We start from the raw sequence: 16,229 nt of genomic DNA, 5'->3' as shown, positions 1-16,229 counted from the left end.
CTTTATCTTTGGTGTATTGTTAAGATTCAGTTGAAGTTAAAATTTTATCTGAATCTAGTTTTCTTTATCAAATTATGCTATTATGATTACAAATTAAATAGGAGGTAATACTAATGGCTTTAGACGGATTTGTTGTAGCTGCATTAACACATGAATTAAGATCTAAACTATGTAATGGTAGAATAGATAAGATCTATCAACCAGAAACAGATGAAATAATTTTAACTGCAAGAAGTGGTGGAAAAAATCATAAAATTTTATTATCTACAAATAGTAACTATCCTAAAGTTCATTTTACAAATTCTAGCAAAGAGAATCCAGCAACTCCTCCTAATTTTTGTATGGTGCTTAGAAAACACTTACTTGGAGGAAGAATTATAGATATACTGCAGCCTGAGTTTGAAAGAATGATTAAATTAGTTATAGAATCTCATGATGAGCTTAATATATTAAAATCTAAAGAGCTTATAATAGAGATGATGGGTAAACACAGTAATATAATTTTAGTAGACTCAGAAACTAATAAGATAATAGATAGTATAAAACGTATTCCCTTTGATGTCAGTAGATATAGACAGGTATTACCTGGGCTAGAGTACGCTATGCCTCCTTCCCAGGATAAAGTTAATCCTTTAAAAATTGTTACAAAAGATGAATTTAACTCTATTATTAAGAGTAAAGATCAACGTACTTCACTATATAAAGCAGTATATAGTAGTTTTACTGGGGTATCCCCACTGATTTCTATGGAAATTTGCTACAGATCATCTATAGATGAAAATATAATATTATCAAATTTGGATGAAGAAATGATAAACATAATTTATAATTCCTTTGTAGATATAATTAATATGATAAAAACAAATAATTTTAATCCATCTATTTACTACGATGATACAACAGGGAAATATGTAGACTTTAGCTCTATTAATATTACCCATCTTCATTATTATGAAGAACAGTCCTTAGAATCATCTAGTGAAATGCTAGAGAATTTTTATCTTCAAAGAGATTCTAAGGAACGAATGAAACAAAGGACACATGATTTGCGCAAAAGTGTTTCTATTAAATTAGACCGATTATATAACAAACTAAGCAACCTAAACAAAGACTTAAAAAAGGCTCATGAGGCCGAAAAATACAAACTTTATGGAGATTTAATTACAGCTAATATTTATCAAGTGGTAAAAGGGCAAGAGGAAGCAGAACTAACTAATTATTATGATACAGATTATAGTACAGTTATAATTTCATTAGACAAAAGATTAACTCCAGCTCAAAATGCTCAAAGATACTTTAAACTATATGCTAAAGCTAAAACTGCACTTTCTCAAGTCAATCATCAAATAGAAAAAACTAAAGAGGAAGTTAATTATTTAGAACAAATTCTTATAAGTATTGACCAATGTACACATATTTCTGATATTGAAGAAATTCGTACAGAACTTGAAGAAACTGGATTTATAAAACGTAGAATTAATAAAAAAGGCATGAGTTCTAATCAAAATAAAAAATCTAATTATCTTAAATACATGTCTTCTGAAGGATTTGAAATACTTGTCGGTAAAAACAACAAGCAAAATGATGAAATTACTTTTAAAGTATCCTCTAAAGATGATCTTTGGTTCCATGTTAAAGATATGCCTGGTTCCCATGTAATATTAAAACAAAATGATAAAACTCCAGGAAATTCATCTATATTACAAGCAGCAACACTAGCAGCCTATTATAGTAAGGGTAAAAACTCTACTAAGGTTGCAGTGGATTATACCGAAAGAAGAAATGTAAAAAAACAAAGTGGAGCTAAGCCAGGAATGGTAATTTATGATAATTATTCAACTGTATTAGTTGATAGTGATGACAAATCTATTGCAAATATTTTAAGACAAAATTTATAATACTTCCTAATAAGTGCAAATATAAATAGGTTCCGCTGTTGGCGGAACCTATTTATATTTGCACTTATTTTAGTCTACAATCTTTATTCCCAAAAGCCTGGAAAGCGATACAGCTTGTATAGACGACACTGTAGCTCCATAGACGTCTTCAGGCCTAACTCCTATTCCATCAATGTCACAACTTGTAAAGTCTATACCTTCTAGTTTCGTACCAGACATTTCAGTTTGTTGTAAATTAGAATCCTGGAAATATATATTCTTAAAACTTGAGTCTTGAAAATCTGATTTCTGTAAGAGACAATTTTCAAAACCTACTTGCTTACAATCTAAAAACCTAAAAAAAGCATAGCGAGCATCACAACTATTAAATATAACATTTCTCAACGCTACTTCACTAAAATTAGCACCGAGGATTTTACTATTTAGTATCTCTACTCTATGAAAAACCCCTTCTCTAAAGTCTACATTTGATAGATCACAGTTTTCAAACCTAACATCTGTACAGTCTATTTGCCTAAAGATCACTTGTTTAAACACTACATTCTTAAACACAATCTCTTTAAAAGTAAGTTTTTCTGTAATTTTATCTTCAAATAAACAATCCTTTATAACTCCAGATAAAAATAGACCTTCATTTTCAATGTTTTTATCCTGCAACTGTATCTCTTCTAATTTACTTGGTAATTTAGGAGATATTATTTTTTTTATCTTTGAATTTTTCATATAATATACCTCACACTCAATCTATTCGCCTTCAATTATTACAATATTATCCCCATCTATTTCCTCTAGTTGTACTTTTATAATTTCATCCTTTGAAGTTGGTACATTTTTACCAACATAATCTGCTCTAATTGGGAGCTCCCTATGTCCCCTATCTATAAGTACAGCTAGCTGAATTATCATTGGTCTACCTATGTCTACTAATGCATCTAATGCAGCCCTTGTTGTCCTTCCTGTATAAAGCACATCGTCCACTAAAATAACAATTTTATTATTAATATCTGCTTCAATATTAGATCCATGAATAATAGGATCCATTTGTTCCTTTGTTAAATCATCACGGTATAATGTAATATCTAATATACCTACAGATACTTCTCCCCCTTCAATCATTTTAATCTTTTCTGCCAATCGGTTAGCCAATGGTACTCCACGTGTCTTTATTCCAACTAAAACAACATCCCTTGCCCCTTTATTTTTCTCAAGAATCTCATGGGCAATCCGAGTAATAGCACGGTTAATCGCCTTTTCGTCCAAAAGTTGAACTTGCCTTTTCATTCCAACACTCTCCCTAAAATTATTGTTTTATAGAATAGCTATTATTAAATATTCTTAATAGCTTATTAAAGTAATCTGGTAACTCCGATGTAAATTCCATATACTCTCTCCTAACAGGATGAATAAAGCCTAAGGTTTTTGCATGAAGAACCTGACCTTTTAGATTAAATTTTGAGGTTTTAGCTCCATACATAGGATCGCCTAACAAAGGATTTCCAATATAAGATAGATGAACTCTAATTTGATGAGTTCTACCCGTTTCTAATCTAGCCTCTATATATGTAAAGTCTCTGAATCGTTCTAATACTTTAAAATGAGTAATAGCATGTTTACCGTCACTAATAACAGTTCTTTTTAATCTATCTACAGGATGACGACCAATAGGAGCATCTACAGTAGCTTCTTCTTCTTTTATATTTCCTACAACAATGGCATGATATTTTCTAGTATTAGTGTGCTCTCTAAACTGCCTTGCCAATATTTCGTGAGAATGATTATTTTTAGCCACTACCAATAGTCCAGAAGTATCCTTATCTATACGATGAACAATTCCCGGACGCATTACTCCATTAATATTTGAAAGATTATTCCCACAGTGGTGCAAAAGTGCATTAACTAAAGTACCCGAATAATTACCAGGTGCTGGATGCACCACCATGCCTTGTTGTTTGTCAACCACAAGTACATCATCGTCCTCATAAACAATTTGGATGGGAATATTTTCTGATTCTATTAATATCTCTTGCACCCTTGGAAGTTCGATCTCTATTTCATCCCCAGTTTTGACTATATACTTTGATTTTTCTAATTTTCCATTAACTTTAACAAGTTCTTCTTTTATAAGTTTTTGTATATGACTACGACTTAATTCTTCGTATTGATCCGCTAAATAAACATCTAATCGATTATCTATATCTTCTTCTGCTACTATTAATTTTTCCTGGTCCAAAGGTTATCTCTCCTTTTTACACAAATTATCCGATAGTTAGTAATTCTAATATTCCACTTGAACTAATTCTTTGTCTATCTGTCATATTTTAAAATAAAAATACCTATTAAAACTGCACCAACTACAACAGCAGAATCAGCTATATTAAACACTGGAAAATTTATAATTATAGCATTAAAGTAATCAACAACAAACCCTAATCTAACCCTATCTATTAAATTTCCAATAGCTCCACCTGCTACTAAACTAAGTCCAACTATCATCATTTTATTTAGCCTATTATGATGTGCATAAAACCATATGAAACCTAATACTAAAAGAGTAGTAATAACAAAAAATAATTTCTGATTTTGAAAAAGTCCAAAGGCAGCACCACGATTTTCTACATAGGTTAAATGAAATATATTGTTAATAATAGGAATATCTCCAACTGGCACTAAGTATTTCAAGGCTAATATTTTACTCAATTGATCTAATATAAGTACTGCAATAACAATGATATAGTTCATATGTACTCCCCTTCCTATATTTTCTTTCAATAAATGATTATATCATTATTAAAAGAAAAAAGATACAAAATGTATCTTTTTATCAACTATTTTCCTTGTCCATTTGTTCCTTCGCATCCATTATTCCGTCACCAGTATATGGGAGTTGAGATTTATAATAATCCTCTGATATATTTTCTATTTCCTCAACAGTTCCAATATTATAATCATCAAATATACCTAGATGATCTCCTGTAGCAAAGGATGGGTCATTCTTTATATCATTAAATTTCGCTACAGCTTGATATGCATCTTCTCCGTCAAATCCAGTATAATCGTCATAATCTTTATAGCTTGTTCTAAAAGACGGAGACATTACTTCTTCCTCTACTGGTCTGTCGGTACTTAATCTATGTGCCTCTAGCTTTCCTTTTGCACATTCCATACAAATATTGGCTTCTGGCATAACTTCTAGTCTTTCTTGCGGAACATCATCGCCACAAAGCTGACAGCTACCATAGGTACCATTCTCTATCTTTTCAAGAGCTCTATCTATTTCGGTAATCCTATACCGTTCGTGATTTTCTAGATTAGCCTGCATAGATATCATAAACATCTCTGTACCTAAATCTGCAGGATGATTATCATAGGCTGAAAGTTCTGCTGTGTATTCCCTTATGGAAGCATCTTTTGGATGATGTTCTTCCATCATTTTAAGTGTATTCATTGTAGCCTTTTTTTCTTCTAATAATCTTTTTTTAAAGTATTCTAATTTATTTTTATCCAAGGAAATCCTCCTATCTGTAGCCATCTATAATATTTAAAAGGTCAGCAATTATTTTGCCAATATAAGGGAGATTAACCCAGCTCCGCAGTAAGTATATTACGATACCAGCCAAAACTGTAAAACCAATACCCATTCCTAGTCCTCTAGCTAATCCTGCAACAAAGTTCATAAAAATGATTCTTCTAGGGTTAGATATCATTTCTACATACTCTGCCACTCTCATATTATCCATCTTTCTTGATAATCTTTCTATTTGACTCATATTAGTTATTTCACTAGCTATTTCACTAGTATGGTTTTGTTTGTTTTGAGACATAATTAATCACCCCAATATTATTTTATCCTATAAACTGATTTTTATCCGATAGCTAAGACTTCTAAGGCTTCCTTTATTTTATTTCTTTCATTAAAGCATTAAACTCATAAAAATCTAAAGACTGTTCACCATCTGACAAAGCTTCGCATGGATTTGGATGGATTTCTAACATAATTCCATCAGCTCCAGCTGCCAAAGAAGCCTTTGACATAGGTAATATAAGCTCTTTCCTACCTGTTCCATGGCTCGGATCCACTATAATAGGGAGATTAGATAAATTCTTTATTATAGGAACAGCTGTAATATCTAATGTATTTCTAGTATAGGTTTCAAAGGTTCTAACCCCACGCTCACACAATATAATATTTGAATTACCTTCATATGCTATATATTCCGCAGCCATTAGCCAATCTTCTATAGTAGCAGTCATACCACGCTTTAGTAAAATAGGTTTGTTAGTCCTTCCTACTTCTTTTAACAAACTAAAGTTTTGCATATTTCGTGATCCAATTTGTAATATATCAACGTATTTGCAAACCATATCTACATCTCGCGTGTCCATTACTTCAGAAACTACAGGTAATCCATGTGCATCTCCTGCTTCTTTTAAGAGCCTTAGTCCCTCTTCCCCAAGTCCTTGAAATGAGTATGGAGAAGTTCTAGGCTTAAAAGCTCCTCCTCTTAAAATATGTCCTCCCAGCTCTTTTACAGTATATGCCGCCTTTTGAATTTGATCTTTACTTTCAACAGAACATGGCCCTGCTATTATTACAGGATTTTCTTCACCTACTTTTACGCTTTTTACTACAATAACTTTAGTTTTCTCATTATTATTTTTTCCTACTAATTTTAATTTCATATTTTATTCCTTCTTACATATGTTTTAACATTATTTTTACAATATCCTTCGAGTGATCTGCTGCCTGCTCTACAAATTCATTAAAATTACTATGAGCCGATCCATCTGCCTTATCCGACATAGCCCTAATAATAACAAAAGGCATATTATTAACATAGCATGTATGGCCTATTGCCGCACCTTCCATTTCTGTACAGTGGGCACCAAAGTTTTCTAATAGATTTTCTTTTAATTTAGAATCACTAACAAATATATCACCTGAAACAATTCTACCATTCACTACCTTATTTGCCTTTAGTACTTGCTTAGAAGCAATCAAAGCCTTATTTATCAAGTTTTCATCTGCAGGGAAAATAGACTTTTCCATTCTAGGAATTTCGCCTAATTTATGTCCAAACCCAGTTACATCAAAGTCATGTTGCTGTACGTCTGTAGAAACAACTATATCTAATACATCTAAATCATTACTTATAGCACCAGCTACTCCAGTGTTTATAATTACATTTGCATCTAGCTCACTAATTAAAATTTGTGTACATATAGCCGCATTCACCTTACCTATACCACATCTAACAAGAACTATTTCTTTTTTCTCAAGATTTCCTATGTAAAAATCCATATTGGCTATTGATCTTACTTCTTTTACTTCCATTTCACTCTTTAAAACATCCACTTCTTCATCCATTGCACCTATAATACCTATTCTACCCATAAAAAAACCTCCTTAACTATATGATATCCAAATTATTTATTATATTTCCTATCTCTTAAATCCTTCACCACACAAAAGCCGCATCTCTATGCGGCTTTTATCTAATGCATTTTCAGTTGTATTATATATATCATCAAACTAATAGTCAAGCTGTTTGACTATCTTGATTTTCTTCGACTAACTCATCAGAAGATTCAATAAGAGAATCTAATTGAGATTGCAATAATGTTCTAAACCTTGTTTTAAAAATTTGCATTTGCTTTTTTGTGCTTTCAAATTCATTTCTAATGTCTTCTACTTCTCTATGAGCCTTGGCTATAATATCTCCAGCTTTTGACTCAGCTTCTTGGATAATAAGCTCTGATTTTTTATGAGCACTAGCTCTAACATCCTCTGCTGCATTTTGAGCTACTATCAATGTATTTTTTAACGTTTCTTCTATTCCTTTATATTGATCCATTTGATGATGAGCAGCTTCTAGCTTATCCTTTAGCTCTATATTTTCCTTATAAAGCTTTTCGTAATCAATCATAATTTGATCTAAAAACTCGTCAACTTCGTCTTCTTTATAGCCTCTAATTCCTCTTTTAAATTCTTTATTTTGTATTTCTAAAGGCGTTATCATATTAGTGTGCACCCCCATTATCTATTTAAATAGGTTTATGTAATTTAATTAAAATTCTTTCAGATTTAGTTTTTCCTTCTATTGAAGCTATTATTACTCTACCCTTTCCTTTAAGAGATATAATATCCTTCTCCATAACTTCATAGGAAGACTTTGTAACTTGCATCCAATTAACGCTGACCCTCTCCTTAGATATTAAGCTTTGAGCTTCTGTCCTCGAAACTTTAAAAGCTAGACTTAATACTGCATCTAATCTGAGAGAAGCTACATTTCCATTAATTTGTTTATACTCTATTTGAGATGGAGTGATTTCATCTAATTTTAACTCTTTTACTTTTACAGAAGCATTACCAACCTTGCTTAAATTATATAAAATATAATCCTTAAGGCTACTATTTACTACTACTTGACATGTATTGTTATGTACTATAATATCTCCAATTTTTTCACGTTTTAGTCCCATACCTAAAATTGCACCTAAATAATCCCTATGATCTAAATGTTCAAATTGAGATGTGCTCTTAATCTCAAATGCAACTATAGGAGCATCTACCGTATACTCATCTAAATAATCAGGAAAAAGAACCATTGCCTTTCTTTCAGCTTCCTCATATCCGCCTGTTACTATATATTTTATATCTTGAATACCATTTAGTAAGTCACATGCTGCCTTTGTTTCATAGGGAGTTAGGAAATCTGTAGATTTAACGTCATGCCTTTTAAGTACACCATCAGCTTTATCTAGTATCTTAAGCATTACATCTTTTAATGTTTGTTCTTGAACATGCTCTAATAGTTTTTCCTTATCTAACACCAAATCCACCTCTTACAATTATAACATTCTTAAAATTAGAATGTATACTCCTTGAATTATCAACATTGCTAATAGAGGAGAAAAATCTAAAAATCCAGTATATCCAAATACACCATTAATGATACTACGAGCTGGTGCTAAAATCGGCTCCGTTACACCATATATAAATTGCACAATAGGGTTTGATGGGTTGGGACTTATCCATGGTAAAATAATTCTAATTAAAATTAAAATATTGATAAGTCTAACTAAATAGTATAAAGCCATTGCTATCACTTGTGGTTCAAACAAAATCTATCACCCTCCTCTTTTTCTAATATATAATAGTTCTAAATTCTATCTAATTCGGTTATTTATTTTTGCCAAGGAAATACACCTTTATTTTTTAACTCTTCTTTAATATTGCCAGAAATATCTACATTATTTGGTGCTAGTAGAAAAATTCCTGAAGAAACCTTCTGAATACTTCCATCTAGTGCATATAGAGCTCCATTTAAAAAGTCAAAAAACTTTTTGGCCAAATCAGGTTCAATATTTTCTAAATTAATAATTACTGGTTTTCTATTTTTCAAATTATCAACAATACTTGGCGCTTCTTCAAAATTAGTTGGTTCATAAAGTACAACCTTCATTTGAGTAGTAGTATGTATATTAACAACTTTGTTTCTCTTATTATTTACAACCGGAATTAATTCTTCTTCCTCTTCTATTATTTCATCTTCTATTTCTTCTTCCTCAAAAACATCAAACCCCATAAATACCTTAACTTTATCAATTATCTTTGCTGACATAATTGTCCCTCCTTATTAATTTTATCCTTTGCCTACTTAGAGTAATCTCTTTCGCCAAATATAGAACTTCCAACTCGTATAAGACTTGCCCCCTCCTCTATAGCAATTTCAAAGTCATTAGACATTCCCATGGATAAATATTTCATTTCAACATTTTCTAAACCTATTTCAGAGATTTCTTCCGATAAAGTCTTCAATGCGCTAAAATATTGTCTAGTTTCCTCCTGATTCTCTACATGGGGGGCCATTGTCATTAATCCAACAATCTTTACATTATTAAGAATAACAATTTCCTTCAAAAGTTCCTTTGCACCTTTAACACTTATACCATATTTGCTTTCTTCACCTGATACATTTACTTGCAGCAAACATTCAACAACACGGTTTATCTCCTTAGCCCTTTTATCAATTTCCTCAGCCAATCTGTAAGAGTCTAAGGAATGGATAAGGTCTACCTTATCAATAATATATTTAACTTTGTTACGCTGAAGATGTCCAATTAGATGCCACTTTACCACAGGACCAATTGCTTCATACTTTCTTACTAACTCCTGTACTTTGTTTTCTCCTACATGTACAATACCATATTCTATAGCCCTTTTCATAATATCTATATCTACGGTTTTAGTTACAGCTATTAATTTAACCTCCTCAGGATTTCGATTGGAAGCAATTGCTGCCCTTTCTACCCTATCTAAGACATCTTCAATATTTTTTTCTAATGTCAATCCAACCCCTCCTAGTTATCTTACTCTTTGTCCTTCATTAGCTTTATTACCATTCATTACTATTTCATCATAAAGATTAATTGTATTTACCCTCTCAGTCTTTTCAGGATTGTCTTTAGACTTAGCTTCAAAATAGCCATGATGAAGTATAGAATATTCTTGATTTGAAGTTTTAATCTTTATTGGCTTAAACTTAGCTATACCATTAACATCTACAGTATATACTCCTTTTATTCCATCTTTTTCTACTATAGATGAATTAGCAACCATTACTCCTTCATATCGGCTTTGTATAATCTCTACTGTTAATGTTCGTATATTATAAAAATCATCTATAAATTCATTTAAATCAAATATTACTATTTTTTTATTCTCTTCTTCAATAATATTACGAACAGTAGCTCTAAGCTCTTTATTTTTATCTGTAGGCCTTATTCTAACAACCTTGCCTTTTTCTATTGTATCAGCCTGCTTAGCATCAAGTTCTACAATAATGCTCCATTTATAATTTTCTACAATTCTAATAACCGGAGCATTTTCCTCAAGGTCTTTTGAAGGAAGATTTAACTTGGCATTCTTTAACATTTTTAACTGATCGCTATTAATTTCATGTAGTGTTTTATAGTTTAATAATTCCTCAAATCCATCGCTACCCATGGCAACAAAACCTGGGGAATCACTATAAATTACCTGAATCGAAGAATTTACCTTATCTTCTAGTTGAACCTTTTGCTGCTCCAATTGACTTATATTTTTTCCTGAAAAGCTCTTTTCACCAACAATAATACTTTTTTTATTTAGTAAATCCTCAAGCTCTTCCTTCATAGAAGTTATTCTATCGTATCTTTCATCATTTAAATCTTGTTGAATAGATTTTAATAAAGTCGATATTTGCTGTTCAAGTTTTTGAATATCGCCTTGAAAAATATTTTTATCGTCTTGTTTTTCTTTAATATTTTGCAATCTAGAGTTAATAGATTCTAAGTCTTTTCTAGATTTATCATCCAAGCGATCTAAATATACTTCAGCTAGCTTTTCTCCCTTTGCGACCTTTTCTCCTTCTGAAACAAAGTACTTTACATCACCTTTTCCAACACTTGTAAATATTTTTTCTTCTCTTGCAACATAGCCTATAGCTTCTATATTTTTTTCAATCTTTCCATATTCAGCTGGATATGTACTTTGTGATGATGCTAAAAGTAGAGGTGGCATTCTGGAAATGAAGTATAGAACAATTATAAGAACAATTATATATGGACCTTTTTTCCTAGCTCTTCTTTTTTTAATTCTCTTCTTTTCTTTAGCCTGACTCAAAAAATCACCTACCATCAATATTAAATAATATAATTCTTCATTTCCATAAAAAATCCTTCAAATATCAATATATATTTTATAATTCTTAAGCATCAAAACAAAAAACCCTTCATAATGAAGGGAAAAATATTATCTACTAAAGAGTTATATCTCTTTATTTTAAAATTATTTACTTTTGTTAAAATTTCTAAAATTTAGTAAAAAATTTCCCATAACGGCTTATAACTTTTAATTTTCTAATAGATTTAATACTCAGTTCCTTGATATCCCTTCCTTTAGTAATAATAGCAATTGTGTTATTGGATTTATTAGCACCAAGTACAGTTCCAACAAACTTATTATCGTTTTCAAGCATTATTTTAACTTCATCTCCCACCATAATTTCTGTAGATCCTAACATAAAATGCTTAATGTCTAAATTTTCCAGATCTTCCTGATTTAAGTTTTTATGGTCAAGAAAAACAATATTGTTGTTTAAGTATACTTTCTCTTTTAAAATCATAAGTACATAACCACTAAATGCTAAAACAAACATAGTAATAGATATTGATATTAAACTATCTATCATATTTTGTCTCACTCCCTAACTATAGCTAAGATTCATTTTTATAATATTCGGGATGCGACTTATTAATATTGCATTTTACTATAGAGTCGCATTCATCCAACAAATTTTGTTATTTTCTACTGTTTTAATTACACGCTTTTGATTAAATAAATAGTTAACATGAGCTACTATTGCTGTTTTTAATAGAGAATATTGAGTAAGGTTTGTGATTGCTATTTCATAATGTTTAAAAAGATGGTATTCAATCTCCTCTAATGATTTATAAGTTTTCAAATTTTCTACTATAATATTATTTATATCTTCTAATGTTCTTAAATTTTCGTCCACTGCCTTAATAAGTTCTTCCTTATTCATTGGAGAGCAATGGGAAGGAATATAAACTTGGTACTTGCTTTCTCGCAAAAAATTTAATGTTTTAATTTGTTCCTCTATGTTTACATTAAATGGAATCTTATGCTTTGTTAGCAGCATTTCATTAAGAATAGAATCTCCACAGAACAATACGTTATCTATACCAATACCTATATGGTTAATAGCATGACCTAATAATGGCACAACATCTAAAACAACTGAATCGATATTTAGCTTTGTATCAGTTCTATTAATAATATAGTTTACCTTTGAAGGCTTAGCCATAAGAAACTTACCCGTAAGCTCCTTTAAAGGTGTAGCTCCCGCAGAAAGATATATAGGCTCTAAATATGGATTTTCTATAATTGCTGATTCAAATTCTGGAGCATAGATTAATGCCCCTAATTTGTTTTGCATATAATAGTTACCGCCACAATGATCTGCATGAGAATGGGTATTAATAACAGCCTTTACTTTATAACCTTCACCATCTAAAAGTTTAAGTATCTTTTTAGCAACTGCATCCTCAAGACCACTATCTATTAATATTACATCTTCGCCAATAACAATATAACCTATATTACATGAATTTTCAATATACCCTAAATTACTTTTAATATTAATGAGCTCCATTTTCCTACCCCTATCTTCAGTAAATTTCATTACATACATATTATAACATATATTTATAGATGGTTATAGGTAAGGGTTTGTAGCCCTTACCTATAATTATTTACTTTATTTTTACAAATATATAGAACATAGGTGGGTGTATTGTTTTATTACCATCTGGGCTTTCAGTACCTGAAATGTCGTTAAAAATATACATTACTTCAATATTAGATCTACTATCAACATATGTCATCTCATCTATACTAACATCAAATTTATTAACACTACTTTCATTAATCTTACTATAGATTTTATTTGCGATATCATCAATATTTTCATTGTAAATTACATTATTGTTTTCTAATATTTCTAACTTTCTATTTTGTTCAGAATAAGATATTGAAATAGGTTTTTCTGTATTCTTTATATTTATCTCCCCGTAGTAGGTATAATCACAAAAATAATCATAATCTTTAATATCTAAAAATTCTCCATTTTTAACAATACGATAATTAAAATATTTGTCTTGCGATCCTCCCCAATAATACTGTTCTAGTTCAAATCCAAATACATCTTTAGTTTGACCTATTTCAAAATCCTTTGGTAAATATTTTAAGTCTTCTAGATCATGCTTGTTTTGAAAGTATAAAAGTATAGAGCTAATTTGTTCCCTATCAGTTTTAGCTATAGCCGATGATGGTTTTATTATTTTATCATTTGAAATCATATTATTTGCCTTTAATATTTTTTCAAACCTCATATTTTGACTAAACTTAGAAACAGAATAACCACTCAATGGACCTGTAACTACCATTACAGAAATTATTGCTAAGGAAATAGTAAAAACGATATTTTTAGGATTTCTATTTAAAATATAATACAACATACAACCAGTTACCCATAATCCAGCAACTAATACAAAATATCTATTTTCAGTTATTCCATAGGCATTTATCCGAATACCTATAGAAACAAACATCATTATTAATAGTGGTATTAATAATTTTGGAAAGAAAGATATAAAGGTTTTAACCCATTGGTTTGTATTACGAAGTGGATAAATAAAAAATATTACAATAGTGCTTATAATGGAAAACCACAGTACAAGATTTGCAAGTATTCCTTGAGGCCATTGAGCCGTTACTAATATTTTTATAAAATACACATATAAGATGGCAGAGTATGCTACTATTAATGGCATCACTATATAGAGTAAAAGTACCTTTAAAACCTTAGAATATTCTCTTATATTTAGTTTCTGTCCAAACTCTGGTATGTCAGCCAAGAAAAATGCTGGTGCAAAGATTCCTACAACAATTAGCCAAAGATCAAAATAAATTCTAGCTGAAATATTAGCTGTAAATAAGATATTAATTGTAAATATAATTGCAACTAAACCTAAAAACAATATAACTGAATATAGATAGGTTGTAACAAATCTGTTAAAAAGTGTAATTACATAAAGCTCATAATTTTCCTTTTTAAAAAAATATGGTATAAAAGAAAAAGTTAAATATAATGAAATACTAAAGGCGATATATCTAGATATAGATATATTATTCACGTCCTTAAGCATAAATAAGTAATATAAAATGAGTGCTACTATTGCACTTAAATATATACCTAATTTTATTCCTTTATTCAGACTTTGCTTTCTTTCAAAAAATACCTTAATACATAAACATAGTGGAATACCGATAGCTAAAACCATAGCGATACGAGTTAAATCTTCACGAGCATTTACATTTCCATAATCTAAATGATTCATGTAAATTAGAGTAATTACTGTGGATGTTGCTAGTAAAATTGTTTCTGGAAACCGGTTTATGCTTGTAACCAGCTTGCTAGTTAATAATTGAAAATATGAGATCATCTTTTCTATCATATTCATATCACCCCTTGTATTTATTTTAATTTTATTGCCATGGAAATAGTGAAATTTCAACATTTTATACTATTCTGTTTTCTTTTTTTATGTATTTTATCGAATAAAGTCGAAAACCCTACGCCCTTACTTAATTATACCATATTCAAGTTCATCTACCTACTAATTGTAAATGAACTATAAATTAATCTATACCAATATTTTCTTCAAATAGCAATTTATACGCATCTAAATTTCTTATTGGACTTAGCTCATTGTCATGCTTCATATAATCTATAAGATCTGGGCTCAAGCTAGTAGCTTTAATTAAATCCCGTATACCTTTCTCTACTTTCCCAAAATGATATACATAAAGACATGCACGGTTATAGTAAAGTACGGCTGTATCACTATTGTATTCTATACCCATAGTAAGTACTTCTACTGAATCCTCATATTCCTCTCTTTCCTTATGGATAATTGCGAGATTTAAAAAACTATTAGGAAACCGGGGATTTTTATCTATAGCTTGTTCATAATAGCCTACAGCTTCATCCTTTTCCCCTAATTTATTTAATATAACTCCCATATTAAATAGAGCTTTAAAATTTTCAGGATTAATTTCCAGTCCTCGTTTTGTCATTTCAAGAGCCTCTTCATTCTGATTTATCTCTTCAAGTATAGATCCTACATTTACATAGGCCCAAAAATCAAAAGGATTTATTTCTATTACCTTTTTATAATACTTAATAGCCTTATCCTTTTCTCCAAGTTCATCATAAATATTAGCTAGAAAAAAATATGCCTTATCATAATATTCATCCATTTCTATAGCCTTCTCATAGTACCTAATAGCCTTGGTAAAGTCTTTTTGGTTGTCATATAGAGTAGCTAAACTATAATACCCCCTAGCATCTTCCGGATCTATGTTCAAAACCTTACTATAATATTCTTCAGCCTTTTCATAATCCTCCAGTTCATCATATAAAAGGCCTATATCTAAAATTAAGTCTATATCCTCATTTCCACCTTCGCAGCCATATGCTTTTTTATAAAATTTTAGTGCTTTTAATAACTGATCCTCTTCTTTAAATTTATTTCCTATTATTTTATAGTTATCTAACATATATTGATTATCACTCATAAAATAACCTTCTTTCATAACATCTTATATGTCTATTAATATTTGTATTTGAAATAGTATTATACCAACACTGAAGTCTAAATACAAAGGTTTTTAAGAAGCGAATTAGAATTTTTATCATTAGAAAT

19 protein-coding genes are annotated in these 16,229 nt (G+C 30.2%); 1 reads left to right on the top strand and 18 read right to left on the bottom strand.

Going from position 1 to position 16,229, the window contains the following annotated elements:
* Positions 1–113 precede the first annotated feature (113 nt).
* The gene (locus KQI88_RS13090; RefSeq protein ID WP_216418051.1) at positions 114–1,898 is read left to right on the top strand and encodes an Rqc2 family fibronectin-binding protein; all 1,785 of its coding nucleotides are present in this window, start codon (positions 114–116) and stop codon (positions 1,896–1,898) included.
* A 69-nt stretch (positions 1,899–1,967) separates the two neighbouring features.
* Here the strand turns inward: KQI88_RS13090 and KQI88_RS13085 are convergent, their stop codons facing one another.
* From KQI88_RS13085 to KQI88_RS13000, 18 genes are all read right to left on the bottom strand, one after another.
* The gene (locus KQI88_RS13085) at positions 1,968–2,621 is read right to left on the bottom strand and encodes a pentapeptide repeat-containing protein (protein ID WP_216418049.1); all 654 of its coding nucleotides are present in this window, start codon (positions 2,619–2,621) and stop codon (positions 1,968–1,970) included.
* A gap of 21 nt (positions 2,622–2,642) precedes the next feature.
* Positions 2,643–3,179, bottom strand: coding sequence for a bifunctional pyr operon transcriptional regulator/uracil phosphoribosyltransferase PyrR (gene pyrR / locus KQI88_RS13080; RefSeq protein WP_216418047.1), 537 nt, complete (start codon positions 3,177–3,179; stop codon positions 2,643–2,645).
* A gap of 19 nt (positions 3,180–3,198) precedes the next feature.
* Positions 3,199–4,128: an RluA family pseudouridine synthase gene (locus KQI88_RS13075; protein ID WP_216418045.1), complete on the bottom strand. Its 930-nt coding sequence runs from the start codon at positions 4,126–4,128 to the stop codon at positions 3,199–3,201.
* Between the two features lie 74 nt (positions 4,129–4,202).
* Positions 4,203–4,637: a signal peptidase II gene (lspA, locus tag KQI88_RS13070; protein ID WP_216418043.1), complete on the bottom strand. Its 435-nt coding sequence runs from the start codon at positions 4,635–4,637 to the stop codon at positions 4,203–4,205.
* Positions 4,638–4,719: 82 nt separating this feature from the next.
* A complete protein-coding gene (locus KQI88_RS13065) occupies positions 4,720–5,403 on the bottom strand; it encodes a TraR/DksA C4-type zinc finger protein (protein WP_216418041.1) in 684 nt (227 codons plus the stop codon).
* Positions 5,404–5,413: 10 nt separating this feature from the next.
* Positions 5,414–5,719, bottom strand: a complete 306-nt coding sequence (locus KQI88_RS13060) for a DUF5665 domain-containing protein (protein ID WP_246579302.1) — start codon at positions 5,717–5,719, stop codon at positions 5,414–5,416.
* A gap of 73 nt (positions 5,720–5,792) precedes the next feature.
* Entirely contained in the window at positions 5,793–6,578 is a 786-nt protein-coding gene (gene aroF, locus KQI88_RS13055) for a 3-deoxy-7-phosphoheptulonate synthase (RefSeq protein ID WP_216418039.1), read from the bottom strand.
* Positions 6,579–6,591: 13 nt separating this feature from the next.
* Positions 6,592–7,290 carry a 5'-methylthioadenosine/adenosylhomocysteine nucleosidase gene (locus KQI88_RS13050; protein WP_216418037.1) on the bottom strand — a complete coding sequence of 233 codons (699 nt, stop codon included), beginning with the start codon at positions 7,288–7,290 and terminating at the stop codon, positions 6,592–6,594.
* A gap of 145 nt (positions 7,291–7,435) precedes the next feature.
* Positions 7,436–7,915: a DivIVA domain-containing protein gene (locus KQI88_RS13045; RefSeq protein ID WP_216418035.1), complete on the bottom strand. Its 480-nt coding sequence runs from the start codon at positions 7,913–7,915 to the stop codon at positions 7,436–7,438.
* A gap of 25 nt (positions 7,916–7,940) precedes the next feature.
* Positions 7,941–8,729 (bottom strand): YlmH family RNA-binding protein, encoded by a 789-nt coding sequence (locus tag KQI88_RS13040; protein ID WP_216418034.1) that lies wholly within the window; start codon positions 8,727–8,729, stop codon positions 7,941–7,943.
* An 18-nt stretch (positions 8,730–8,747) separates the two neighbouring features.
* Entirely contained in the window at positions 8,748–9,020 is a 273-nt protein-coding gene (locus KQI88_RS13035) for a YggT family protein (RefSeq protein ID WP_216418032.1), read from the bottom strand.
* A 62-nt stretch (positions 9,021–9,082) separates the two neighbouring features.
* Positions 9,083–9,520, bottom strand: a complete 438-nt coding sequence (locus KQI88_RS13030; RefSeq protein WP_216418030.1) for a cell division protein SepF — start codon at positions 9,518–9,520, stop codon at positions 9,083–9,085.
* Between the two features lie 32 nt (positions 9,521–9,552).
* On the bottom strand, positions 9,553–10,248 hold the full coding sequence (locus KQI88_RS13025) for a YggS family pyridoxal phosphate-dependent enzyme (protein ID WP_216418028.1): 696 nt from the start codon (positions 10,246–10,248) through the stop codon (positions 9,553–9,555).
* Between the two features lie 15 nt (positions 10,249–10,263).
* Positions 10,264–11,562 (bottom strand): HlyD family efflux transporter periplasmic adaptor subunit, encoded by a 1,299-nt coding sequence (locus KQI88_RS13020; protein ID WP_216418026.1) that lies wholly within the window; start codon positions 11,560–11,562, stop codon positions 10,264–10,266.
* A 187-nt stretch (positions 11,563–11,749) separates the two neighbouring features.
* The gene (locus KQI88_RS13015; protein ID WP_216418024.1) at positions 11,750–12,130 is read right to left on the bottom strand and encodes a hypothetical protein; all 381 of its coding nucleotides are present in this window, start codon (positions 12,128–12,130) and stop codon (positions 11,750–11,752) included.
* Positions 12,131–12,208: 78 nt separating this feature from the next.
* Positions 12,209–13,114 carry an MBL fold metallo-hydrolase gene (locus tag KQI88_RS13010; protein WP_216418022.1) on the bottom strand — a complete coding sequence of 302 codons (906 nt, stop codon included), beginning with the start codon at positions 13,112–13,114 and terminating at the stop codon, positions 12,209–12,211.
* A gap of 100 nt (positions 13,115–13,214) precedes the next feature.
* Positions 13,215–14,978 carry a DUF4153 domain-containing protein gene (locus KQI88_RS13005; RefSeq protein WP_216418020.1) on the bottom strand — a complete coding sequence of 588 codons (1,764 nt, stop codon included), beginning with the start codon at positions 14,976–14,978 and terminating at the stop codon, positions 13,215–13,217.
* A gap of 184 nt (positions 14,979–15,162) precedes the next feature.
* Positions 15,163–16,101, bottom strand: a complete 939-nt coding sequence (locus tag KQI88_RS13000; protein ID WP_216418018.1) for a tetratricopeptide repeat protein — start codon at positions 16,099–16,101, stop codon at positions 15,163–15,165.
* Positions 16,102–16,229: the final 128 nt, after the last annotated feature.

This window comes from Alkaliphilus flagellatus, assembly GCF_018919215.1.
GTDB lineage: Bacteria > Bacillota > Clostridia > Peptostreptococcales > Natronincolaceae > Alkaliphilus_B > Alkaliphilus_B flagellatus.
The sequence above is the reverse complement of the archived record's forward strand: the minus strand, read 5'-3'. Positions and strand labels throughout refer to the sequence as shown.